The organism is Pseudomonas thivervalensis (assembly GCF_001269655.1).
GTDB lineage: Bacteria > Pseudomonadota > Gammaproteobacteria > Pseudomonadales > Pseudomonadaceae > Aquipseudomonas > Aquipseudomonas thivervalensis.
In genome coordinates this window covers 1-21,840 of record NZ_LHVE01000015.1, presented here as the reverse complement: position 1 = coordinate 21,840, position 21,840 = coordinate 1, and the positions used below count along the sequence as shown (strand labels likewise).

The window sequence follows — 21,840 nt, the reverse complement described above, 5'->3', positions numbered from 1 at the left end:
TTTCAGTTTTGCGCCCGGTCGGGCGTCTCGGATTGTGTGTTAGCAGCTACGTTCTGTTGGCGGGCCCCGGCCTGCTTGAGTTCGGCGACCCACTGTGGATCGGCGTCGCCGATCTCGTTGTTCACGGGCAGATAACGTTCAGGGAACTCCCAGATCAGCACCTGTGGCGGGCTGTTCTTGAAGGCATCGCTCTTGAGGTAGCTGAGCATCGGCAGAATCGGGCCATGGCCGTCTTCGGCGTAGTTGACGACGTCGCTGTGCAGGGCTTGCTTGAGTGCACCGACGAAGTTCCAGTTGGGGTTGGCGCTGTAGCTGGTGCCGATCAGGGCCACGGGCACCTGGGCATCGGCGAACAGCGCGTCGTCGCCGGCCGGCTGGTCGTCGGCTTCGCGGGTGTTGCGCTTGACCAGCGGCTCCTGGGCCGGCATCAGGTTTTCGAACAGCGGATCCAGCGGCAGGAACTGACGCAGGTCGCCCTTGTGAATGATTTTTTCCGCAGCCTCGGTGACGAAACGCTGTGGTTCGCCATTGAGTGGTGTGCGTTCGGCAATGGCCTTGGCCAGATGTTCCGCAGCAATTTGCGCACCTTCCGGCGTCCAGTGGGTGTCGGTGCGCAGGAACACTTGCTGGCCGCTTTGCTTGGCCTGTTGCAACGGGGCGAGCAGGTCAGGGGCGACGATCTTGTCCGCTGCCACACGGGCATGGAAGTCCTGGTACAGGTTGGCGTGAATGCTCGAAGGCTTCACTTCACCCAGGTGCTCGGGGTACAGCCGCGCCTTGGCCGGCACGATCGCCATGACCAGGGTGATGCCTTGCTCCTTGAGCTTTTGGCGCACGCCTTCGATCAATGCGTAGTTGCCTTGCAGGTTCAGCTCTTCGTTGACGATCGGGTTGAACTCTTCGTCGCTGTACAGCCACTGGTCACGGCCCAGGACCACGCCTTTGCGGCCTTCGTTGAACAGCTTGTAGTCCAGCGCGGCCCAGATATTGGTGCCCAGGCGCTTGATCGGAAACTCTTCGTCGTAGTGCGTTTCCACGGCTTTGGCCCAGCGCCCGTTGAGCACGGTCGCGTCGGGGTTGGTACTGAAGCCGAAGAAGCTGCGCATCGACCACAGGCCCAGCGCTGTGAGAATCAGCATGAACAGCGTGATGTAAAAGATGCGTAATGAGCGGGTCATGTTCAGATCCCTCAGAACTGGAAGTAAAGGAACGGCGAGAAGCTTTGCGCCGAGAGTTTGAGAATCGAAGCAATGAACAACAGCAGCACCAGGGCGCGCATCACGTAGCGTGACCAGTCCACGGTCCAGTAGGCCGGTTGCACCTGGGCCTCGACGCCGACGGTGTAGCCCGGTTCGTGGATCGTCGCTGGGTTGTCACCCGGCACGGCCTTGATCATCCCCGGTTGCGCGGTGGCCGGGCCGTTGGCCTCGGTATTGACCTCAGGCTTGGTCTTGATCGGCGGACGGTTGGTGTAGAAGTCCCGCAGGCCGAAGAAGGCGAGGGTGACGTAGGCCACCACCATCGTGGCGATCTGCAGGCCGGTGAGGTTGGCGCGGGTCAGTTCCGACAGCGACCAGTCGCCAAAGCTGAACATGGCGCTGTACATGCGACCGGCCACGTGCAGGTTCTCGGCACGGAAGATCACCCAGCCCATCACCACCAGCAGGAAGGTCAGCGCCCAGCGGATCGGGTTGATGCTGCGTGGCGTGGTGTTGATGCCCACCGCTTTTTCGATGGCCAGCCACATGCCGTGCCAGGCACCCCAGATCACGTAGGTGATGTTCGCGCCGTGCCACAGACCACCGAGCAGCATGGTCAGGAACAGGTTGCGATAGGTCATCAGCGTGCCTTTGCGGTTACCGCCCAGGGTGATGTAGAGGTAGTCGCGCAGCCAGGTCGACAGGCTGATGTGCCAGCGGCGCCAGAACTCGGTGATCGACTGGCTGATGTAGGGCTGCTTGAAGTTTTCCATGAAGCGGAAACCCATCATCAGGCCCAGGCCGATGGCCATGTCGCTGTAGCCGGAAAAGTCGAAGTACAACTGCGCGGTATACGCCAGTGCGCCGAGCCAGGCATCGCCCGTGGTCGGGTTCTGCAAGGCGAAGCAATGGTCGGCCACCACCGCCAGGGTGTCAGCGATGAACACTTTCTTGATGAAGCCCTGCATGAAGCGCGTGCAGCCTTCGGAGAACTTGTCCAGCGTGTGGGTGCGGTTGTTGAACTGGTCGGCCAGGTCGCGGAAACGCAGTACCGGGCCGGCGATCAGGTGCGGGAAAATCGCCACGAACGCTGCGAAGTCGATCAGGTTACGGGTTGCCGGCGTGTCACCGCGATAGACGTCGATGATGTAGCTGATGGACTCGAAGATGTAGAACGAGATCCCGATCGGCAACAGCACGTGGGTCAGGATGAACGGGTTGAGACCGAAGCCGGTGATGATGGCGTTGAGGCTGTCCACGCCGAAGTTGGCGTATTTGAAATAGCCCAGGATGGCCAAGTCCACGCCCACGCCGAGCAACAACCAGCGCTGGGCCGGTTTGGTGCGCACACCGGCGGCGCCGACTTTCAGGCCGATCCAGTAGTTCCACAGGGTCACGCCGGCGAACAGCGCGAGGAAGTCCACCCGCCACCAGGCATAGAACACGTAGCTGGCGATCAGCAGCAGCAGGTTGCGATAGCGTTGCCCGCTCAAGTAGTACAAGCCGAGAAAGATCGGCAGGAACAGGAACAGGAACACGTTGGATGAAAATACCATCCCGATCTCTCCATGTTGAATCAACAGTCAAGGGCCAGAGCCCCCCCAAACCCCCCCATCAAAACCGGGGGGTTATTGCATTTCGAACACTTGCTTACCTGTGGCGAGGGAGCTTGCTCCCGCTCGGCTGCGAAGCAGTCGCATCGTCAGGCTTGGGGGCGCTACGCACCCCAGCGGGAGCAAGCTCCCTCGCCACAGGAAATGTGTTGAGTCTTAACTACCTTTCTCGCCTTTCTCCCGCGAAGGGTCATACACCCGGGTCAAGTCCCCGCCGAGGCGGAAGGTCTTGAACGGTTGCATTTCGTGCTTGCGTTCCAGCACGTCCTCGGAGCAGGTGTAGAGGCTGCAAAACGGTTCGAGCCAGGCGAATTTCGAATCGACCTTCAGGTCTTTCATGTCCTGTTCTTCGCCGTTTTTCTCTTCGAAGATGTCCGGATCTTTCACTCCGGCCAGCACCCGGTCACCCAGACGCTTGAGCGCACCGTTGTTTTCCTGGCGCAGGTCGACACCGTTGACCTGGGCGAAACTGGCGATCATCGCCAAGGGCGGCAGGGCGTAGTTGTGATAGGACAGGGCGCGTTGCTTGCGCTTGAGTTCGTTGGGCAGGAAACCGTCCGCATCGACCTGGTTGACGCCGACCTTGTATTCCTTGACGGCCCAGTCGAACAGGTCGCGGCGGTTGGTGGCCACGGACGTGGCCATCACCGACCAGGCGGCCCAGTAGGAATGGTTGTTGGTCTTGTCCAGCGGCAGGTTGTCCCAGTCGCTGACCACTTGGTCGGCCATCCGGCTGAACCAGCCTTCGATCAATTGTGCCTGCTCCGGGTGATTGGCCAATGGCCGGGACTCGGAGAACTTCAGGCGTACGTAGGCCGAAGCCATGCTGCCCAGCGCCCATTTGCGCATGGACTTGCCGGTGTGGTTGAAGTCCTTGGACATCAAGGCATCGGCCTGGGCCCAGGCGGTCAGCCAGTTCAGCGTGCACTCCAGTTGTTCGGGGCGGCCGTCACGCATGAACTGCATCACTTGCTTGCTGACGCCTCGCTCGATCTTGGTGATGTCGGCGGTGCTGTCGCGGAAGGCTTTTTCCGATTGCACGTTCAACGTCGCGCGGGCCTTGTCGGAGCCCTCGTACTTGCTGCGAAATTGCAGGGAACCGGTGTAGGGCGTCGGCGTGGCATCGCAACCTTTGGCTGCTTCGCCGGCCTTGACCTTCTCGATCGGTGCGAAGTAACCCTGTGGCGGGCGCAGCGGGGCCGCCGCCTGCGTGGCCCCGGCGAACATCGCCAGGGTCAGCAGGGAGGGCGCCAGCAGCGTTTTCAACGTTCGGGTGCGCGTGGTACTGGTCATGAGACGAAACCTCATTGTCCGATTTGAGCCGTTTGTTGCCCGGCTTGCGGAGATGCGTTGCGTTTGCAGACTTTCGCTTCGATTTGCAGTGGCTCTTTACCGGCTTCAGGGCCCTGGACTTCGACGGCTAGCAGGTTCTGCGAAGCCCAGTCCTCGTCGGTGCGCAATTGGAAGGCGAAACGCCCGTCGGTGTCGGAGGTATCCGGTTTTTCGATCTTGATATCCTCGTGGCGCCCATTCATGTACCAGAGGGTGGCTTGCAAGGTTTTCACCGACGTGTCGGCGAAGCGGATGTCGACCTGGTGGCTGCCGTTACGCAGATCCATGTTCTTGCTGTTGACCATCAATTCGTTCTTGCCCGGCTTGAGCGCGGTCTTGCTGCTCATCAGTGCCGGCTTGCCTTCGCAACCGTTGTTGTCCAGCAGCGCCATCATCTGGCGGTAAATGGTTTCCTGGTCCAGGCGATACAGCGGCGAGAATTCCCAGATGAGAATCTTCGGTGGGTTCTTCTGGAACTCTTCGCTGCCCAGGTACTGGATCATCGCGCCCTCGAAGCCGCCGCCAGGGAAGGCGACGTTGAGGATGTCGGCGCCGATGGCCTCTTCCAGGAAGCCGGCAAAGTTGTAGTTCTTGCCGCTGTGACTGGTGCCCACGAGGGTGATCTGCGGGTTGCCGGAATCGCTGAACAGGTCGCCGTCACCCGCTTCGCCCTTAGGCTCGGTGGTGAACTGGTCCATGTACTGGATCGCATAGCTGGTGCCGCATAGCTGCCCGGCCATGTTGTGCAGGGTGCCGGTCTTGCCCATGCGGCCGGACTTCTTGGTCTCGAACTCACGCTTGGGGATGTCGGCGAAGGCCGGGATCTGCTTGACCTTCTCGGCGACGACCTTGGCGGTGCGCTGGGCGCCGTACGGGGTCCAGTGCTGGTCGCCACGGAAATAGAAATCGTGGGCCGGCAGGGTTTCGGGCAGGTTTTCGTTGGTCAGCGGCGACAGGTCCGGCACCACATAACCCATCTGGGCGAAACGGCCGAGCATGGATTTGTAGTTGGTCAGGGCTTTCTCATAGTCGAAAGCGGCTTTTTCCTGTGGGTTGAGCTTGTTGCGATTCACCAGGCCCCGGGTCGGCTGGTAGACGAGCACCAGTTCGACGCCTTTTGCCTTGAACGCATCGTGCAACTGTTGCAAGCGCTTGTAGCCGGCCGGGGTGGTGTTGAATTCAGTACGCAGGTCTTCCTGGGTCCGGAACAGCCAGTCGCCCTGGGCTTGTACCAGCGTGGTGAAGTTCTGCTGGTAGCGCGTGGTGTAGTTCTTCGCGTCATGGGCCGCCGGGCACAGGTTGCAGCACGGTTCGGCGGTGAAGCTCGGTGCCTTGATGTCATCGGCGCGGGCGCCGCTTGCAGCGGCGAGAATGCCGGCAGTCAGGGCGGACAGGCCCAAAAGTTTGATCATCTGTGGGTTCATAAAGGTCATCCTCAGTCCCGCATTTCGGTCTGGCGTTCGACAGGGTCGATCAGCACGGCTTTCTGCTGGCGCACCAGCAGGTCGAGAATTTCATCCTGGCGCTCGCCAAGGATTCCCGTGAAGCTGATGCCGCTGGATTTGGTCGGCGCGAGCATGGACACGCGGTACAGCTCGACGCTCAGGGGCGAGTCGATGGACAACGGGCCGCTGCCATTGGCGGCCAATTCGCCACCGACCACGATCAGCGACACTTCGGTATCGAACGGGTCGAGCTTGATGTCCCGGTCGGTGTCGGACAGGTCCTTGATGTGGCCGTAGAGACCGGTCAGGCCGTTGGCCATGGACACGTTTTCGTAGAGGCGGATGTTCACGCTGTTACGAATCCGGATGCCGTGGCGGCGGTTGCTGATCACTTTGTTGCCCCACAGCAGGTTGTCACCACTCTCGTACAGCGTGATGCCGTCGGTGTGGTTCTTGTAGATCTCGTTGTAGGCGATCAGGTTGTTCACGCTGTTACGGTCGATCACCAGGCCCGAGAGTTTGTTGTCATAGCTGCGGTTGTTGAAAATGAAGCTGTCGTTGACCTCACGGGAAATAATGATCCCGTGCTTCTTCTTGGTCCCGTAGACGGTGTTGTCGGCAATGATCAGCCGATGGGAACGGTCGTGGGGGTCGATGCCGTAGACGATGTTGTCCTTGTAGGTATTGCCCTTGACCACGAAATCGTTGGTTTCGTAGCAGTAGAAGCCGTACCACATGTCCGAGAACTCGGAACCGATGATCCAGCCGGTCGGTTCCGGGCGCTTGAGGACCTTGGCCATGTTCGGCGTGTACTGGGAAATACTCACCCCGTACGACTTACTGTTGGCGTAGCCGAAACTCGCCATCTTGGTGTTGACGATGTAGGTCTCGGTGCCGCCCCAGGCCAGCAGGAACGGACGGAATTCCTTGGGCGAACGGAACGTGGCAGGGCCGTTTTCCTTTTCGCGCCAGCCGGTGACCTTGGTGTCGCGGATGAACATCCGGCCATCGTTGATCAAGAACGCGCCGCCCTCCTGGGACAGGCGCAATTCCTGGGTCTGTTTGTCGATTTCCAAGATGCCTTTCTGGCCGACCACGATCGGAATCTTCGCCAGGTAGACACCTGGCGAGGTTTCGATGATGTACTTGGGTTGTTTCTTGGCCAGTTCCTTGAAGTTCATGTAGCCATCGTCGACGAAAATGGCCTGTGGGATACCGTGCTGACGCACGACCCACTCGGCCATCTTGTTGTCGCCGCCGATGAAGTCCTTCAAGGCGTTTTCCTGCATCATCCGACGCACGCTGACCTTGCCGGGCTTGCTGCGCACGATCTTGGCCGCGACCGCTTCGGCCGTATAGCCTTTGAGGTCGGGCAGGGTCGGCGTGGCCAGCTCCAGCGGTGCGGTCGGCGCGCTGCTGACGGTATAGGTCTTGGCTTGTTGCAGTTCCTTGGCCACGTTGCCCGGCTTGACCACCGGTTCAACGTTGGCGAACGCCGGCGAGCCGGCCAGCAGCATCGCTGCGACCAACAGGCTGATCGAACCTTTCATCGCCTGGCTGTTCCTGAGGTAGCGGTTCATATCGGGCACTCCCATGGCCATTCGCATCAGAAGCGCCAGATCACGTCGACAAAGGCGCGATGCATGTACGAATCGACCTCTTTGCCATAGGCGTCACCTGGTTTGAACACGCCGCCACGAAAGCGCACCAGCGCCGACGGCTCATCAATGGACTGACTCAGCGCGGCCGGCAGCAGGCCTTGCTTGAAGTACTTGGTGACGACGAGGTCGACTTCCTGGCCCAGGTCCTTGTCGCCATCACGCAGCGGCAGGGTCGAGGTGGAGAGGATGGCGCCGGTCACGTCGTCGGTGTTGTTTTCCACGGCGTTGATGCCGTTGCTGCCCACCGGCTTGTTGCCGTCCACGCGCCAGAACTTGTGGTACACAAGGCTGGCGTCGTATTCGTCACGCAACTGCCAGGAACCGAACAGGCTGGCGCTCTGGGTGTTGGCCATTTCGCCGCGGAACGCTTCGCCGAAACGGTGCACGCGCGAGCGGGTGCCGGTGAAGTTCGAGCGGTTGCTTTGCAGGCCGTTCTGTTCGTAGTCCTCGCTGGCGCGGGCATAGGCCGCACCGACTTGCCATTGCGGGTCCAGACGCAGGCGGATACCCAGGTCGGTGGCCCAGCCATCCACGTCGTCGCTGTGCTTGGCTTCTGTTGGGCGTGTGCCGTCGGCGTTGAGCGGGTTGACGGTGTCACGGTCGCCGGTCATGCCGGTGAGGCTGGCCCAGTAGTTGACGGTGTTGGTGTTGCGCCAGTTGTAGGCGTCGCTGTTGGCTTCCAGGCCCAGCCAGGTCAAGTCACCGTTTTCGGTCTTGTCCAGGGTGTCGGTAGCTTCGCCCGGGGTCGGGTAATCGAGGCTGCCGTTGTCATGGGAGTGGTGGGCACGGATCCCGGCCCACTGGCCTGGCATCCACTGGTAGCCCACGTCGCCGTAGACGTGCAGGCGGTCCTTGTCCTTGGGGGACAGTTCCTTGAGGTCGGTGCGGTATTCGCTGAAGCGTTCGGCCACGCCGAGGTTGGCCCGCAGCAAGGTGGTGTCGAAGGTCCAGTTCAGGGCTTCGATGTTGGTGTCGCGCCATTGGCCGTCGTCGTTGCGCAGGCGCTGGCGACCGAACTTCAACTGCTCGCCCGGGTAGGGGGTCAGACCACGGTAGCCGATCCAGAACTCGCGCATGGCCAGGTAGCTTTTCTTGGCTTCGCGATCGCCGCTGTCGGTTTGCTGGGTGCTGCCATCGGACTGCTGCAGGGTGTCGGTCTCGATGATGTCGCTGGACGTCACGGCCTGGGCCATGGCGTAGGCGCTCCAGGTGCCGCTTTCGCTTTCACCGTAGACCCACGGCCGCAGGTCCAGGCCGACACCGTTGACGTCGCCACCGCTCTGGGTGCCGAGGTCACGGTCGTCTTCGGACTGGCCGGTGATCTTCACTTCCAGGCCAAAGTTCTTGGTATCAGTCAGGGCCGCCAGGCTCGGGCTGGACCACAACAGGGCAAACGACAGGCCAATACCAGCCTGCACAAAAGGGTTGAGCTTCAAAAGCTTCATAGAGGTTCCTCGCCGTCATCTTCTTTTAGGGCTTGCAGTTCCAGCGTATCGGGGCTCATCGAGCCGCGAATGGCCTGCTCTTGTTGTAGCAGGCGTTGCGCTTGTGCAAGTTGTTCCGGCGGTAATTGTGCTTCGAGGGTTTGGGCAAGCTCGGTGGCTTGCGGGGTGTTCTGGGCCTTGGCCAACTGGCTGAACACGTAGGCGTTGACCGGGTTGGGCTTGGTGCCCTTGCCCTGGGAGAACAGCTGGGCAATGGCGTAGTCGGCGCTGTTCTGGCCGTTGCGGGCGGCCTTGAGCAGGTGGTCCAAGGCTTTTTGCGAGTACACCTGACCCAGGTAGCCACGGCGATAGATCTGGCCGAGGTAGTAGTCGGCGGCCACTTCGCGGCCCACGGCTTTCTGGAAATGCGCCTCGGCGACCTTGGCATCGGCCGGGACCCACTTGCCTTCGTAATACAGCTTGCCCAGCAACAGTTCGGCGCGAGGCTGGTCGGCGGCGCGGCCGTTTTCCAGGTATTGCATCATCTTGTCGACGTCACCCAGTTCCGGGAAGTCGTAGAGCAGTTGCGCCAGGCTGACCCAGGCAGCGGGGTAGCCAGGGGCGATGCCTTCAAGCAACGACTGGGCGGTCTTTTCGTCGGTCTTGCCCAGGCTGGCATCGGCCAGGACGCGGGCGACGCTGTCCACACGCTGGGCGGACACGACGCCACGGGCGTGGCCGTCCTGCATCTGCTTGAGCAACGCGGCCTGCTGTTCCGGCTGGCCGCGTTTCTGATAGACCGTGGCCAGTTCGACGTAGCAGATGTCCGTGGTCGCCAGCGCGGCCTTGCAGACCTTCTCGACTTCGTCCAGGTGCTGGTCGTAGGTGCCCTGGGTGCGGTAGAGCAGAATCTGCGCCAGGCCCGCTTCCGGGTAGCCGGCGCTGCGCCATTGGCTGATCTGCTGCTGGGCGTTGACGTTCGGGAAGCTGTGGGGGTACTGCAGGTACAGCATCGCCAGCGGGATCAGGGTGTTGCCTTCACCGTTGGCGAAGGCTTTCTTCAACAGGCCTTCGGCTTCGTGTTTTTCCGCTTCGGTGGAGCCGGGCTTGGCCACCAGCAGGCGACCCAGGCGAGCCTGGGCCCGTGGCGAGATATCGGCCGCGGCGCGGTAAGTCGCCTCGGCTTTTTTCATCTGCTCGGGGTCGCGGCTGTCCACCTGGATATCGGCCAGGCCCACCTGGGCTTCGCTGTAGCCCAGGTCGGCGAGTTGCTGATAGTTCTGCTGCGCCAGCGCCGTGTCGCCGCGCTTGAGGGCCTCGTTGGCCAGGCGTTGATCGGGCAGGCCGGCGCAACCGGCCAGGCTGACGGCCAGTGCCAGGGCACACACCGCATAGCCTGTGTGGGAGCGAGCTTGCTCGCGATGCAGGCCGCTCGGAGTACCAGACAGTCCGCGTCGATCCCATCGCGAGCAGGCTCGCTCCCACAGGGAACGCGGCGCATTGTTGTTTTGTGGAGTGATCACGGGCATATCCTCGACTTAAATACCAACGGCCATGGCTTTGTCGATCAGCCAGTTCAGGTTCGGGCCACGGGAGCTGGTGACTTCTACCGGACGGCCGGCCAGCGAGCTGTCCAGGGGTTCGTCAGGCTGGATCAGCACTCGGATATCGGAGGACAGGTCGGCACTTTTCAGGCTGGTGCTGCTGACGATCTTGCCGGTACGGGTGGTGTCTTCACCGGCGACCTGGAAGCTGACCGGCGTGCCTGGGCGCACATCGCCGAACTGGCGGTAGGAGAAGCGCGCTTCAACGTTGGCTTCGGTACCCCGAGGGACCAGTTGGAAGATCACGTCGCCCTTGCTGGCGTATTGGCCGTTGGCGACCAGTTGCTGGGCCACGATGCAATCGCAGGGGGAGGTCAGGGTGCCGGTCATTTGCTTGCCGAACAGCTCCTCGACCTTGGATGGCTGCAACTGGTTGTCGTCCAGGTGACCCTTGAGCACGTCGAGCATGCTGGTGCTGAAGGTCGCCAGCGGGGCGCCTTTGGCGGCCACGCCGTCGGCCTTGACCAGGCTCTGTACGGTGCCGTCACGCGGCATGGTGATGGCCATGCCCGGTACGTTCACCAGGCCTGCCTGGGCGTGGCTGACGAAGTACATGCCGTACACCGACTTGAAGATGAAACCGAACGCCGCCAGGCCAACGATGAAAATGCCGAGGCTGAAGGTCACGGCGCGCAGGCGACCGAAGGCGCTCATGCCGCCGTTTTCGTCTTTCTGTTTGCGAGCCTTGGTGAAATTGTCGCGCTGCAGGGTCGCCAGCACGTCGCCGACACCGACGATGTCGCCGGCCAGGTGCGAGGTGATGATGTGACGCAGCGTCGAGATGTCCCGTGGCTCCAGGTTCTGGAACTGGCAACCGGTGCGGCCGGTCTGGCGGTCGTAGGAACGGATCTGCAATTCCACGTCCATGGCCAGGCCGAGGTTGTCGATCACGAACTGCAGGCGAGCCTTGTAGGTCTCGCCAACCTTGAGCGGCAGTTGGCCGGCGTTGAAGCACAGCCCACCGGCAGACAGGTCCACGACCTTGACTTCCATGGGCGTACGGTCGGGGCCGAAGAAGCGCAGCTTGGCCGGGATTTTGACCCTGGCGTGTTGGCGCTGGGCTTCGGATTCATGCACTACGTTGACATTCACGGCGGTGTTCATAGGGGCGATTTCCTAGTTAATTCATTCAAGTCCGGTCAGACCATCGTCAGCAGCACGGCGACAAAAATGCTGCCGGCGGAGAAGGTCATGGTCCGAGACGACCAAGTGTTGAACCAACGTTGAAAGCTGGCGAGATCACGGGTCAGGTGGGTGGGCTGGCGAGTCCAGGACTGCTGGTCGAGGCGGAAGAACACGTAGATCTTCACCATGGCGCCGACGATCTGGTTGTAATAGAGAATCGCCGGGTAGGCAGGGCCGATCCGGTGCCCGGAGCACGACAGCAGCAGGGTCAGCAGGAACCGGGTGATGCCGATCCAGAGCAAATACACCAGGATGAACGCGGTGCCATACTTGAAGCTGGCGATCAAGGCCACGGTCAGGCCCAGCAGCGAGGTCCACATCGACACTCGCTGGTCGAACAGCACCACCGAGGTGAACAGGCCCAGACGGCGCAGACCCAGGCCCAGTGCCCGGGAGTTCTGCCGCAGGTTGTTGCCGTACCAGCGGAACATCAGCTTGCGGCTGGCCTTGATGAAGCTCTTCTCCGGCGGATGCTCGACAGTGTTGATCGCCGCATCGGGCACGTAGAAGGTGTCGTAGCCCAGCCGCATCAGGCTGAACCAGCTCGACTTGTCATCGCCGGTCAGGAACTTGAAGCGGCCCAGGCGCCAGTGTTGCAGCGAGTCGCTTTCCACGTCCGCGATGAAGTCCGGGTTGGTGACCACGGTGGCGCGGAACACCGACATGCGGCCGGTCATGGTCAGCACGCGCTTGGACAAGGCCATGGAGCACATGTTGATGTGCCGCTGGGCGAAGCGCAGTTTGTGCCACTCGCTCATGATGTAGCCGCCGCGCACTTCGCAGAACTCGTTGGTGGTCAGGCCGCCGACGTTGCCGAACAGCTGGAACCACGGCACGGTCTTGCGCACGACGCCTTCGGCAAGCACGGTGTCGCCGTCGATCACCGCTACCACGGCACGATCGTCCGGCAGGTGCCGGGAGATGGCGCGGAAGCCGTAGGCCAGGCCGTCACGCTTGCCGGTACCCGGGATGCGCACGAAGTCCAGCTTGACCCGCGCAGGCGGGTTCATGCGGGCCCAGAGGCTCTTGACCAGCAGTTCGTCGGACATTTCCACAATGGAGCAGACCACGGTGGTGGGCAGACCGCAGTCGATGGCTTCGCGAATCACCGAGCCATACACTTGTGCAGTGGTCAGCGCGTCGATCCGGAAGCTGGTGACCATCAGGTACACGTGGGACGGATCCGCCGCCGCGCCCAGCTTGCGGACCTTGCGGCGCAGGTGTGGGTAGACGATGTACAGGAAGATCATGCCGCGCACGAAATGCGTCGCTCCCATGGAGTAACGCCAGATGCCCACGGCGCCGATCAGGAAGATGAAATCCTTGGATTCGGAGTCGAACGTGGACGTGGGCAGCGCCATGGCGATGCCCATCAATAAACTCAAGTAAAACAGCCAACCGGCGGCCTGAAGCAGGCCGTGCTTTAGCCTGTGCATAATCTGCATCCGTCTCTATCTCGGGCGGGCCTTGTGGGCGGCCCGATGGGTTAAGGCAGGCGAAAGGCCGGCCGAGGCATGCCCCGGCCGGCAAACAGACTTACCAGCAGATGCCTTCGGTCCGGCCACTCGGGTTGGTGGCCTTGGACATGAAGCCGACCAGGTCGATGACCTGCTTGCCTTCCGGTACGTTCTCGGTCAGCGCGCGGAACTTCTCGTCGCGGTTGCCCAGGATGATGATGTCGGAGCTGTCGATCACCGAGTCGAAATCGGCGTTGAGCAAGGACGAGACGTGAGGAATCTTCGACTCGATGTAATCCTTGTTCGCACCGTGGACGCGGGCATATTCGACGTTGCTGTCGTAGATCTTCAGGTCGAAGCCCTTGCCGATCAGCATTTCCGCCAGTTCTACCAACGGGCTTTCACGCAGGTCGTCGGTGCCGGCCTTGAAGCTCAGGCCCAGCAGGGCGACTTTGCGCTTGTCGTGGCTGGAAACGATATCGAAGGCGTTCTGCACCTGGGATTCGTTGCTGCGCATCAGCGAGTTGAGCAGCGGTGCTTCCACGTCCAGGGCGCCGGCGCGGTAGGTCAGGGCGCGAACGTCCTTGGGCAGGCAGGAGCCGCCGAAGGCGAAGCCAGGGCGCATGTAGTACTGGGACAGGTTCAGGGTCTTGTCCTGGCAGACGACGTCCATCACTTCACGACCATCGACGCCGACGGCCTTGGCGATGTTGCCGATCTCGTTGGCGAAGGTCACTTTGGTGGCGTGCCATACGTTGCAGGTGTACTTGATCATCTCGGCGACGGCGATGTCCTTGCGGATGATCGGCGCGTCGAGCTCTTCGTACAGCGACTGCAGAACGTCACCGGAGGCGGTGTCGAACTCACCGATAACGGTCATTGGTGGCTGGTCGTAGTCTTTGATCGCAGTGCTTTCGCGCAGGAACTCAGGGTTGACCGCGACACCGAAATCGACGCCGGCTTTCTTGCCGGAGCAGTCTTCCAGGATCGGGATGACAACGTTTGCCACGGTGCCTGGCAGGACGGTGCTGCGCACGACGATGGTGTGGCGGGTGGTCTTGTCACGCAGGACAAAACCGATCTCGCGGCACACGGCCTCGATGTAGTTCAGTTCCAGGTCGCCGTTCTTTTTGCTCGGTGTACCGACGCAAATCATCGACAAGTCAGTATCGCGAATGGCTTCGGCGAAGTTGGTTGTACCGCGCAGTCGGCCCGTTTGAATGCCTTGCGCCAACAGCTCACCAAGACCAGGTTCAACGATCGGCGATTTACCGGCGTTGATCATGTCGATTTTGTCTTTGGCGACATCTACGCCAACTACATCATGGCCCCGTGCAGACAGGCAACCGGCACATACTGCACCGACGTAACCCAAACCAAATATGCTAATGCGCATCGCATTTACCTCTGTTTTTCACGCCATTAAATGGCCGGAGTTAATAGTGTTCAGCGGTCATCGTGCACTCGGAAGTGTGGAATGCAGGCGCCACAGTGCCGTGTGCAGGCATACTAAGTTCCGAGTGTCTAAATAATTGCACTCAAGTTGTGCGCAAAGCGGCCTAGTTGTTATGACCTGCCCTGTTATGCAGCCAGTCCTCGTTATCGGGAACGCTCGTGCAAAGGTCCTTCACTTCCGATCCCTGGCAAAAAGCCCACAAAATCAGAAGCTTGTGTGCTCGGGTGAGCACGTTATAGGGGCGCAGCCTTGGCCTTGTAGGGGATAGTAATGGTGCGTTATCTCCCATCCTTTAAGGGTGGATCCAAATAGACGACCGTTTCGCTAAGTTGTCGTGACAACTTGGTTAATCCGTTCGACGTCCTGTGTAAGTTATCTCCTACAGTTCTGCGAAGAATCGTTACGGGTGGTATGAGCCGTGCAATTTCACATAGTTCCGATCCGCTCATCGTGATTTTCGAAATTTTTCGAAATATTATCGAAGATGGCACTGCTCTCAAGATGATGGCACTTGCCATTTTGGCCTTTATAAATGGGGAGTTAACAAGCTGAGATATTTTTGTGCCACTACCGATGAAAAAAATCGGTGCCACTACGCAAAAAACTGACGAGTGTCGAGTGAAAGAAAAGTTAGTGGGGGAGTGGGGCGATTTATTGACGCCATGAAACCGGCGAAATACGCGAGGAACTAAGATGACAGATCGGGACTTGATCGAAGCCCCCGATCAGAGAGCGATATAAGGTGATGCCTTATTCGGGGGCGTGATCGCGCAGGAACACCAATTTGTCCCGGCTCGATTGTTCTGGGTTGAAACGATAGCCTTGTACATCGAATTGGCTGAGTGCCGCAGGGTCGTTGATCCGTTCCTCGATCACGAAACGACTCATCAGGCCCCGGGCTTTCTTGGCATAGAAGCTGATGATTTTGTACTGGCCGTTCTTCAGGTCGCGGAATTCGGTATCGATGACGCGCGCTTTCAGTGCGCTGCGCTTGACCGCCGAGAAGTATTCGTTGGAAGCCAGGTTCAGCAGTACGTCATCGCCCTGGTCGGCCAGGGCTTCGTTCAGCCATTCACTGATGCGCGTGCCCCAGAAGGCATACAGGTCCTTGCCGCGGGCATTGGCCAGTTTCGTGCCCATCTCCAGGCGATAGGGTTGCATCAGGTCCAGTGGCCGCAGCAGGCCGTAGAGGCCGGAGAGCATGCGCAAGTGCTGCTGCGCATAGTCGAAATCGGCTTCGCCAAGGCTTTGCGCATCGAGGCCGGTATACACGTCACCCTTGAAGGCCAGCAGCGCCTGCTTGGCGTTGGCCGGGGTGAACGCCGGTGTCCAGCTGCCGAATCGCGCGGCATTGAGACCGCCGATCTTGTCGGAGACGTGCATCAGCTCGCTGATCTGTGCCGGCGAGAACTCGCGCAGTTGTTCGATCAGCTCCTGGGAATGATCCAGGTACTGCGGCTGGGTAAAGCGCGCGGTGGCCGGCGGTGTTTCATAGTCGAGGGTCTTGGCGGGGGAAATCACCATCAGCATGCAATCGTCTCCTTGAAGGTGCGGCGATTCTAGGGGGTTGTCCGGGTGGACTCCAGCTATTGGGGTGATAGGTGATGGATGGGCGAGTTTGGAGAATGATGCTTTCCTGACTGGTCAGGCGCTTTTGTGGCGAGGGAGCTTGCTCCCGCTGGGCTGCGAAGCGGCCCCAGGATTTTTGCGGTCGCTACGCAACCGAGCGGGAGCAAGCTCCCTCGCCACAAGGGCTTGTCCGCCAAGTTTGCGCAAGGGGGACGCGTCAGGATCGGCTATGATGCCGCGCGGGTTTCGTTATGGAGACATCCTTTTTGCGTATCGCCCTTCTGTTATCGGCCTGGTTGTTGAGCCTGGGCGCCAGTGCCGCGCCCAACGACGTCGCCACCCTGGACCGCAGCACCTGGCCGGAACAACTCACCAGCCCGACGCTGTTCGACGTGGCCTCGCGGGCCGAGATCCTGATGTTCGCCCGGGGTCTGCTGGACGTCGATGCCATGGACGAAATCGCGCTCAAGCAGTACCTGGGGCTGCGCACGGTCAATATGGCCTCGGTCGACGCGCTGCGCGCCCGGTTGTGGCAGCGGCTGCTGACCAACTACAACTTTGCCCAGCGCAGTTGCGACCAGGATGCTTCCTTCTGTTACCTGGTCGAGGACATGGCGACCCTGCGCGAAGAGGCCCGCAGGTTCCATCTGGATGACAACTCCTACTACATCAAATGGGCCGCGCCGAGCCAGATATTTCATACCCAGTACCGCGATGAACTGCTGCGCAAAGCCGCGCTTTTCCCGCAAACCAGCAGTGAAGTCGCCCGTTTCGGCGATTACGAGCGCAACGGCGAGGACATGAACGACCGGTTGTTCCTGCTGACCTTCGACAGCGCCGCCAACGTCGTGCCGGACAACACCCCGTGGCTGACCGATTACTTGCGCAAGGCGAACATGAACGGCACTTTTTTCGTGCTGGGCAAGGATATCCAGGCGCGGTTGGAAGAAGGCTCGGTCAACAGTCTTCAGATGTTGTACGCGGGACAGTGTGTGGGTGTGCAAGGTTGGGAGTTCCGCTCCCACAGCCATTGGCAGGACTGGCAAGACTCGGTCCGGCGCAGTGTCGAACAGGTCAAGGGCAAGCTGCCCGAGAATTTCGTGCCGCTGTTCCGCCCGCCCCACGGCCAGCGTCGAAGCGATGCCGAAGGGTTTTTTCGCCAGCAGGGCCTGCAGGTGGCGCTGTGGGACATCGATCCCCAGGACAGCGGCAATCGGCTCAAGCCTGAGCAAAGCGCCCAGCGCGTGCTGACCCTGATGCTGCTGTGGCGTCACGGGGTGATCAATTTCAACGCCAAGCAGGATGGAGTGAAAACGGCGATGCCTTGGCTCATGGCGCAGACGGCGCAGAGTGGGATCGGTTGGGCGGACTGTCAGGAAGCGTTTCGCTGAAACCGGGAAATGCCAGGAAACATTGGGGGAAGAGGAAAATCCGGGGCACATTCATGACAACCGGACTTCCGACTTTAACGGCGCAATGGCGGTACGCCAAGGGTTATTCGTCACTCTGAAAAATAAACTTCAAAAAAGCGTCAAAGTGCTTTTTCCTGTCATGGTTTTTGGAGTATCAAGAAGCCAGACCGCCGAAACCTGCAACACAGGTGGCGTCTTCCAAGACCCAGATTGTGTGCAGTTCACCTGAATCCTCGCGGGTGAATTCGGTGGCTACCTCGAGGCGCAGCACTGTCACGGTATTGCGTCGAATGGCCCCCACATAGGTGACCGAGTATGGATGACCACGGACGTAGCCCTTCCTCCAACCAGCCAATCCTCTATGTACTCGATACCAACGTATTGATCCACGATCCAAACGCGCTCCTGAACTTCGAAGAACACCACGTCGCCATCCCGATGACCGTGCTTGAAGAGCTGGACAAGCTCAAGGGCGGACACCACAGCGTTGCGGCCGAATGCCGGCAGGCGATCCGCCTGATCGACAAGACCCTGGGCGATGCTTCCCCGGAAGACGTTGAGCTGGGCGTGCCGATCCAGCGCGGCAAGAGCGGTCCCAAGGGGCTGCTCTCGATCCTGATGAGCAAGCGCACCGAACCCAACCTGGTGCTGCCTGAACACCTGAACGACAACATCATCATCAACCAGTTGATCGACCTGCACGCGCGCAACAAGGACCAGGCCGTGGTGCTGGTGACCAAAGACATCAACATGCGCCTCAAGGCCCGTGCCTGCGGGATTGCGGCAGAGGACTACAGCACCGACCAACTGGTCGACGACGTTTCGCTGTTGCCCAACGGCTACCACACCATGACCGGCTCCTTCTGGGACCGGGTGAGCAAGGTCGAGACCCGCCAGGACCACGGTCGCACCTGGCACCAGGTGCAACTGATCGACAACCTGCCGGCCGTGCACATCAACGAATTCATCATCGACGAACAAGGCTTCGTCGGCTGGATCAAGGAAATCCACGTCGACAAACTGCTGATCCTCGACCTGCACCAGGAACCCTTGCTGCATCAGGAAGCCTGGGGCCTCAAGCCTCGTGACATCTACCAGAGCCTCGCGCTGTTCGCCTTGCTCGATCCGGATATCCACCTGGTCAACCTGTCCGGCGCCGCCGGTTCCGGCAAGACCATCCTGGCCCTGGCCGCTGCCATCGAGCAGACCATGGTCAGCAAGCGCTACCGGCGCATCATCGCCACCCGCAGCGTGCAGGGCCTGGACCAGGAGATCGGCTTCCTGCCCGGCACCGAGGCGGAGAAAATGGAGCCGTGGCTGGGGGCGATCACCGATAACCTCGAAGCCTTGCACATGGATGACGAAAGCACCCATGGCAGCGTCGACTACATCCTCAGCAAAGTGCCGTTGCAGTTCAAATCCCTCAACTACATACGCGGGCGCAGCTTCCAGCAGAGCCTGATCCTGATCGACGAATGCCAGAACCTGACCCCGCACCAGATGAAAACCATCATCACCCGTGCCGGTGCCGGTTCCAAAGTGGTGTGCCTGGGTAACCTGGCGCAGATCGACACCCCTTACCTGTCCGCGACCAGCTCCGGGCTGACCTACCTGACCGAACGCTTCAAGGATTTCCCCAACGGGGTCCACATCACCCTGCAGGGCGTACCGCGCTCGATCCTGGCCGAATACGCCGAATCCCATCTGTAACCCCAGCCAAGCCGGGCGACCACCAGGTCGCCCGGTTCTTCTATGCACCACATAATCCTGTGGGAGCGAGCCTGCTCGCGAATGCGGTGTGTCATCCAAATATTTTTATCTGAAGCACCGCTTTCGCGAGCAGGCTCGCTCCCACAAAGGATCTGCAGTGTTTGTAAATTCTTAGGTGCGACAATCAGCCCTGCCGGAATCTGACCCACGGGTTTACAATCGACGCTCCTGATCAGGAGTAACCCTGTGCTGACTCATCTCGATTCCCAAGGTCGCGCCAATATGGTCGACGTTACCGACAAAGCCGTGACCTTCCGTGAGGCCACGGCCGAAGCTTTTGTGCGCATGCTGCCCGACACGCTGCAGATGATCGTCAGCGGCGGTCACCCCAAGGGCGATGTGTTCGCTGTTGCGCGCATTGCCGGCATCCAGGCGGCCAAGAAAACCAGTGACCTGATTCCGCTCTGCCATCCATTGATGCTCACCAGCGTCAAGGTCGAGCTCAACGCCGAAGGCGAGGATCGGGTGCGCATTGTCGCCCGCTGCAAACTGTCGGGGCAGACCGGCGTGGAAATGGAGGCCCTCACCGCCGCCAGTGTCGCCGCGCTGACCATTTACGACATGTGCAAGGCCGTCGACCGTGGCATGACCATCGAAGGCGTGCGGGTGTTGGAAAAACTCGGCGGCAAGAGCGGCCATTTCCAGGCGGATGCGCCATGAACATCACCGTGAAATTCTTTGCCCGTTACCGTGAAGCGCTTGGCGTGGATTCGCTCAAGGTGCAAGGCGATTTCGCCACGGTCGACGATGTGCGCGCGTTGCTCGCCCAACGGGACGGTGCCCAGGTGCTGAAGGAGCAAAACCTGATGTGTGCACGTAACGAAGAGCTGTGCCAGCTCGATGAACCGTTGGAGGAAGGTGACGAAGTCGCGTTTTTCCCCACTGTAACCGGAGGCTGAGCCATGGCCATTCGTGTACAGGTCGAACCGTTTGACCCGGGCGTCGAAGTCAACGCCATGCACGCGGCCAATGTCGGCGTGGGGGCGGTGGTGAGTTTTGTCGGCTACGTGCGCGACTTCAATGACGGTCTCGATGTGTCCGGGATGTTCCTGGAGCATTACCCGGGCATGACCGAAAAAGCCCTGGGCAAGATTGCCACCGAGGCCGAGCAGCGCTGGCCGCTGCTCAAGCTGGAAGTGTTGCACCGTATCGGGGCGCTGGAGCCGGGTGAACCCATCGTTTTTGTCGGTGCCGCCAGTGCCCATCGCCAGGCGGCGTTCGACGCCTGCGCCTTTGTCATGGACTACCTCAAGACCCGCGCGCCGTTCTGGAAAAAAGAAAACACCGTTGACGGCCCGCGCTGGGTTGAAGGGCGGGACAGTGATCATGCGGCGGCGGATCGCTGGAAGCAGTAGGCAGCCTGATAGTCCGCTATCGTCGGATCGCCGCCCGGAGCAGGCTCGCTCCCACATTTGATCTGCGTAGAACACAAATGTGTGTACGACACGGATTCCCCGTGGGAGCGAGCTTGCTCGCGATGAGGCCACCAGCCCCCCCATCACTTTCGCCTGTTTCCCCAATTGACGGGATGTACATTAAAGTCCAGTATGGATTTATAAGTACAAAATAGCCGTGCCCACCTTTCTCTGCCAAACCAACAACAACCCGCGAGAGAACATCATGAGCAAACTCCCCCTCATCACCGGCCTGGCCTTGAGCCTGTTGGCCTCCAGCAGCCTGTTCGCCGCTGAGAAAACCTTGCGCATCGGCATCGAGGCGGCGTATCCGCCGTTTGCTTCCAAGACCTCGGAAGGGAAGATCGAGGGGTTCGACTACGACATCGGCAATGCCCTGTGCGCGCAGATGGAGGTCAAGTGCGAGTGGATCGAGGGTGAGTTCGACGGGCTGATCCCTTCGCTCAAGGTGAAGAAGATCGACTTGGCGCTGTCGTCCATGACCATCACCGAAGAACGCAAGAAGTCGGTGGATTTCACCCACAAGTACTACTTCACCTCATCGCGCCTGGTCATGAAGGAAGGGGCGGTGGTCGATGACCAGTACGCCAGCCTCAAGGGCAAGACCGTGGGCGTGCAGCGGGCCACCACCACGGATCGTTTCGCCACGGAAGTCTTCGAGCCGAAAGGTGTGACGGTCAAGCGCTACAGCAACAACGAAGAAATCTACATGGACCTGGCGTCCGGTCGCCTGGACGCGATTTTCGCCGACACCATCCCGCTGGAGGACTTCCTGTCGATGCCGCGTGGCAAAGGCTATGCGTTTGTCGGGCCGGAACTCAAGGACCCGAAATATGTGGGTGAGGGTGCTGGTATCGCGGTGCGCAAAGGCAATACCCAACTGGTGGCGGACTTGAACAAGGCCATCGATGGGATTCGGGCGAATGGGAAGTACCAGGAGATCCAGTCCAAGTACTTCAAATCGGATATCTACGGCGACTGATCAATCGCTATCGCGAGCAAGCTGAACTGGTCCAGTAATTTTGGACATTTTTTTCGGTTCTCACGCAGCCAGCTTTTCCGCTGCTACAGGTGAGTGGTAACCGTTGTAACTGTGGCGCCTGACATTGTTGTAGCGCGTCACATAGCGGTTTATATCAACTCGGGCTTCGTGTTCCGAGTTGTATCCCTCTTCAGGCACCCACTCGGACTTCAAACTGCCAAAAAAACGCTCCATCGGGGCGTTATCCCAGCATTGGCCTTTTCGACTCATGCTCTGCTTAAGCTCGTGCGCCACCAGTTCGTCCCGGAATTTATGG

18 protein-coding genes are annotated in these 21,840 nt (G+C 60.3%); 6 read left to right on the top strand and 12 right to left on the bottom strand.

The window, feature by feature from the left end; all coding sequences use genetic code 11:
• Positions 1 to 2: 2 nt before the first annotated feature.
• The 11 genes from AD659_RS21570 to yaaA all read right to left on the bottom strand — a co-directional run bounded on the left by AD659_RS21570 (position 3) and on the right by yaaA (position 15,906).
• Positions 3 to 1,178 (bottom strand): alginate O-acetyltransferase, encoded by a 1,176-nt coding sequence (locus tag AD659_RS21570; RefSeq protein WP_053124927.1) that lies wholly within the window; start codon positions 1,176 to 1,178, stop codon positions 3 to 5.
• A gap of 11 nt (positions 1,179 to 1,189) precedes the next feature.
• A complete protein-coding gene (locus AD659_RS21565; protein ID WP_053124925.1) occupies positions 1,190 to 2,755 on the bottom strand; it encodes an MBOAT family O-acyltransferase in 1,566 nt (521 codons plus the stop codon).
• Positions 2,756 to 2,968: 213 nt separating this feature from the next.
• Positions 2,969 to 4,105: a mannuronate-specific alginate lyase gene (locus AD659_RS21560; RefSeq protein WP_053124922.1), complete on the bottom strand. Its 1,137-nt coding sequence runs from the start codon at positions 4,103 to 4,105 to the stop codon at positions 2,969 to 2,971.
• Between the two features lie 11 nt (positions 4,106 to 4,116).
• Positions 4,117 to 5,568, bottom strand: a complete 1,452-nt coding sequence (locus AD659_RS21555; protein ID WP_053124920.1) for an alginate O-acetyltransferase — start codon at positions 5,566 to 5,568, stop codon at positions 4,117 to 4,119.
• A gap of 11 nt (positions 5,569 to 5,579) precedes the next feature.
• On the bottom strand, positions 5,580 to 7,169 hold the full coding sequence (gene algG / locus AD659_RS21550) for a mannuronan 5-epimerase AlgG (protein ID WP_053124918.1): 1,590 nt from the start codon (positions 7,167 to 7,169) through the stop codon (positions 5,580 to 5,582).
• A 26-nt stretch (positions 7,170 to 7,195) separates the two neighbouring features.
• Positions 7,196 to 8,686, bottom strand: coding sequence for an alginate export family protein (locus tag AD659_RS21545; RefSeq protein WP_053125242.1), 1,491 nt, complete (start codon positions 8,684 to 8,686; stop codon positions 7,196 to 7,198).
• A gap of 5 nt (positions 8,687 to 8,691) precedes the next feature.
• A complete protein-coding gene (gene algK / locus AD659_RS21540) occupies positions 8,692 to 10,197 on the bottom strand; it encodes an alginate biosynthesis TPR repeat lipoprotein AlgK (RefSeq protein ID WP_408003291.1) in 1,506 nt (501 codons plus the stop codon).
• A 15-nt stretch (positions 10,198 to 10,212) separates the two neighbouring features.
• Positions 10,213 to 11,382 carry an alginate biosynthesis protein Alg44 gene (locus AD659_RS21535; RefSeq protein ID WP_053124914.1) on the bottom strand — a complete coding sequence of 390 codons (1,170 nt, stop codon included), beginning with the start codon at positions 11,380 to 11,382 and terminating at the stop codon, positions 10,213 to 10,215.
• Positions 11,383 to 11,417: 35 nt separating this feature from the next.
• On the bottom strand, positions 11,418 to 12,899 hold the full coding sequence (gene alg8 / locus AD659_RS21530) for a mannuronan synthase (RefSeq protein ID WP_408003290.1): 1,482 nt from the start codon (positions 12,897 to 12,899) through the stop codon (positions 11,418 to 11,420).
• Between the two features lie 100 nt (positions 12,900 to 12,999).
• A complete protein-coding gene (locus tag AD659_RS21525; protein ID WP_053124910.1) occupies positions 13,000 to 14,316 on the bottom strand; it encodes a nucleotide sugar dehydrogenase in 1,317 nt (438 codons plus the stop codon).
• Positions 14,317 to 15,126: 810 nt separating this feature from the next.
• Entirely contained in the window at positions 15,127 to 15,906 is a 780-nt protein-coding gene (yaaA, locus tag AD659_RS21520; protein WP_053124908.1) for a peroxide stress protein YaaA, read from the bottom strand.
• 305 nt (positions 15,907 to 16,211) lie between these two features.
• On the opposite strand from yaaA, the gene AD659_RS21515 reads away from it, so the two are divergent.
• The 6 genes from AD659_RS21515 (at position 16,212) to AD659_RS21490 (ending at position 21,524) form a co-directional block, all read left to right on the top strand.
• Entirely contained in the window at positions 16,212 to 17,336 is a 1,125-nt protein-coding gene (locus tag AD659_RS21515; protein WP_053125240.1) for a polysaccharide deacetylase family protein, read from the top strand.
• 336 nt (positions 17,337 to 17,672) lie between these two features.
• Positions 17,673 to 19,067 carry a PhoH family protein gene (locus AD659_RS21510; RefSeq protein ID WP_053124907.1) on the top strand — a complete coding sequence of 465 codons (1,395 nt, stop codon included), beginning with the start codon at positions 17,673 to 17,675 and terminating at the stop codon, positions 19,065 to 19,067.
• 246 nt (positions 19,068 to 19,313) lie between these two features.
• Positions 19,314 to 19,787 carry a cyclic pyranopterin monophosphate synthase MoaC gene (gene moaC / locus AD659_RS21505; RefSeq protein ID WP_053124905.1) on the top strand — a complete coding sequence of 158 codons (474 nt, stop codon included), beginning with the start codon at positions 19,314 to 19,316 and terminating at the stop codon, positions 19,785 to 19,787.
• Positions 19,784 to 20,026, top strand: a complete 243-nt coding sequence (gene moaD, locus AD659_RS21500; RefSeq protein WP_053124902.1) for a molybdopterin converting factor subunit 1 — start codon at positions 19,784 to 19,786, stop codon at positions 20,024 to 20,026. The genes moaC and moaD overlap by 4 nt, the downstream gene beginning before the upstream one ends.
• Positions 20,027 to 20,029: 3 nt before the next feature.
• A complete protein-coding gene (moaE, locus tag AD659_RS21495; protein WP_053124900.1) occupies positions 20,030 to 20,482 on the top strand; it encodes a molybdopterin synthase catalytic subunit MoaE in 453 nt (150 codons plus the stop codon).
• A 265-nt stretch (positions 20,483 to 20,747) separates the two neighbouring features.
• A complete protein-coding gene (locus AD659_RS21490; RefSeq protein ID WP_053124898.1) occupies positions 20,748 to 21,524 on the top strand; it encodes an ABC transporter substrate-binding protein in 777 nt (258 codons plus the stop codon).
• A 60-nt stretch (positions 21,525 to 21,584) separates the two neighbouring features.
• Here the strand turns inward: AD659_RS21490 and AD659_RS21485 are convergent.
• A partial coding sequence (locus AD659_RS21485) for an integrase core domain-containing protein (protein ID WP_156330595.1) occupies positions 21,585 to 21,840 on the bottom strand: 256 nt, incomplete at its 5' end.

Bases quoted from the DNA above. Each gene is read 5' to 3' on its own strand.
- AD659_RS21570 (WP_053124927.1), bottom strand. From the start codon at position 1,178: ATGACCCGCTCATTACGCATCTTTTACATCACGCTGTTCATGCTGATT.
- AD659_RS21565 (WP_053124925.1), bottom strand. From the start codon at position 2,755: ATGGTATTTTCATCCAACGTGTTCCTGTTCCTGTTCCTGCCGATCTTT.
- AD659_RS21560 (WP_053124922.1), bottom strand. From the start codon at position 4,105: ATGACCAGTACCACGCGCACCCGAACGTTGAAAACGCTGCTGGCGCCC.
- AD659_RS21555 (WP_053124920.1), bottom strand. From the start codon at position 5,568: ATGAACCCACAGATGATCAAACTTTTGGGCCTGTCCGCCCTGACTGCC.
- algG (WP_053124918.1), bottom strand. From the start codon at position 7,169: ATGAACCGCTACCTCAGGAACAGCCAGGCGATGAAAGGTTCGATCAGC.
- AD659_RS21535 (WP_053124914.1), bottom strand. From the start codon at position 11,382: ATGAACACCGCCGTGAATGTCAACGTAGTGCATGAATCCGAAGCCCAG.
- alg8 (WP_408003290.1), bottom strand. From the start codon at position 12,899: ATGCACAGGCTAAAGCACGGCCTGCTTCAGGCCGCCGGTTGGCTGTTT.
- AD659_RS21525 (WP_053124910.1), bottom strand. From the start codon at position 14,316: ATGCGCATTAGCATATTTGGTTTGGGTTACGTCGGTGCAGTATGTGCC.
- yaaA (WP_053124908.1), bottom strand. From the start codon at position 15,906: ATGCTGATGGTGATTTCCCCCGCCAAGACCCTCGACTATGAAACACCG.
- AD659_RS21510 (WP_053124907.1), top strand. From the start codon at position 17,673: ATGGATGACCACGGACGTAGCCCTTCCTCCAACCAGCCAATCCTCTAT.
- moaD (WP_053124902.1), top strand. From the start codon at position 19,784: ATGAACATCACCGTGAAATTCTTTGCCCGTTACCGTGAAGCGCTTGGC.
- moaE (WP_053124900.1), top strand. From the start codon at position 20,030: ATGGCCATTCGTGTACAGGTCGAACCGTTTGACCCGGGCGTCGAAGTC.
- AD659_RS21490 (WP_053124898.1), top strand. From the start codon at position 20,748: ATGAGCAAACTCCCCCTCATCACCGGCCTGGCCTTGAGCCTGTTGGCC.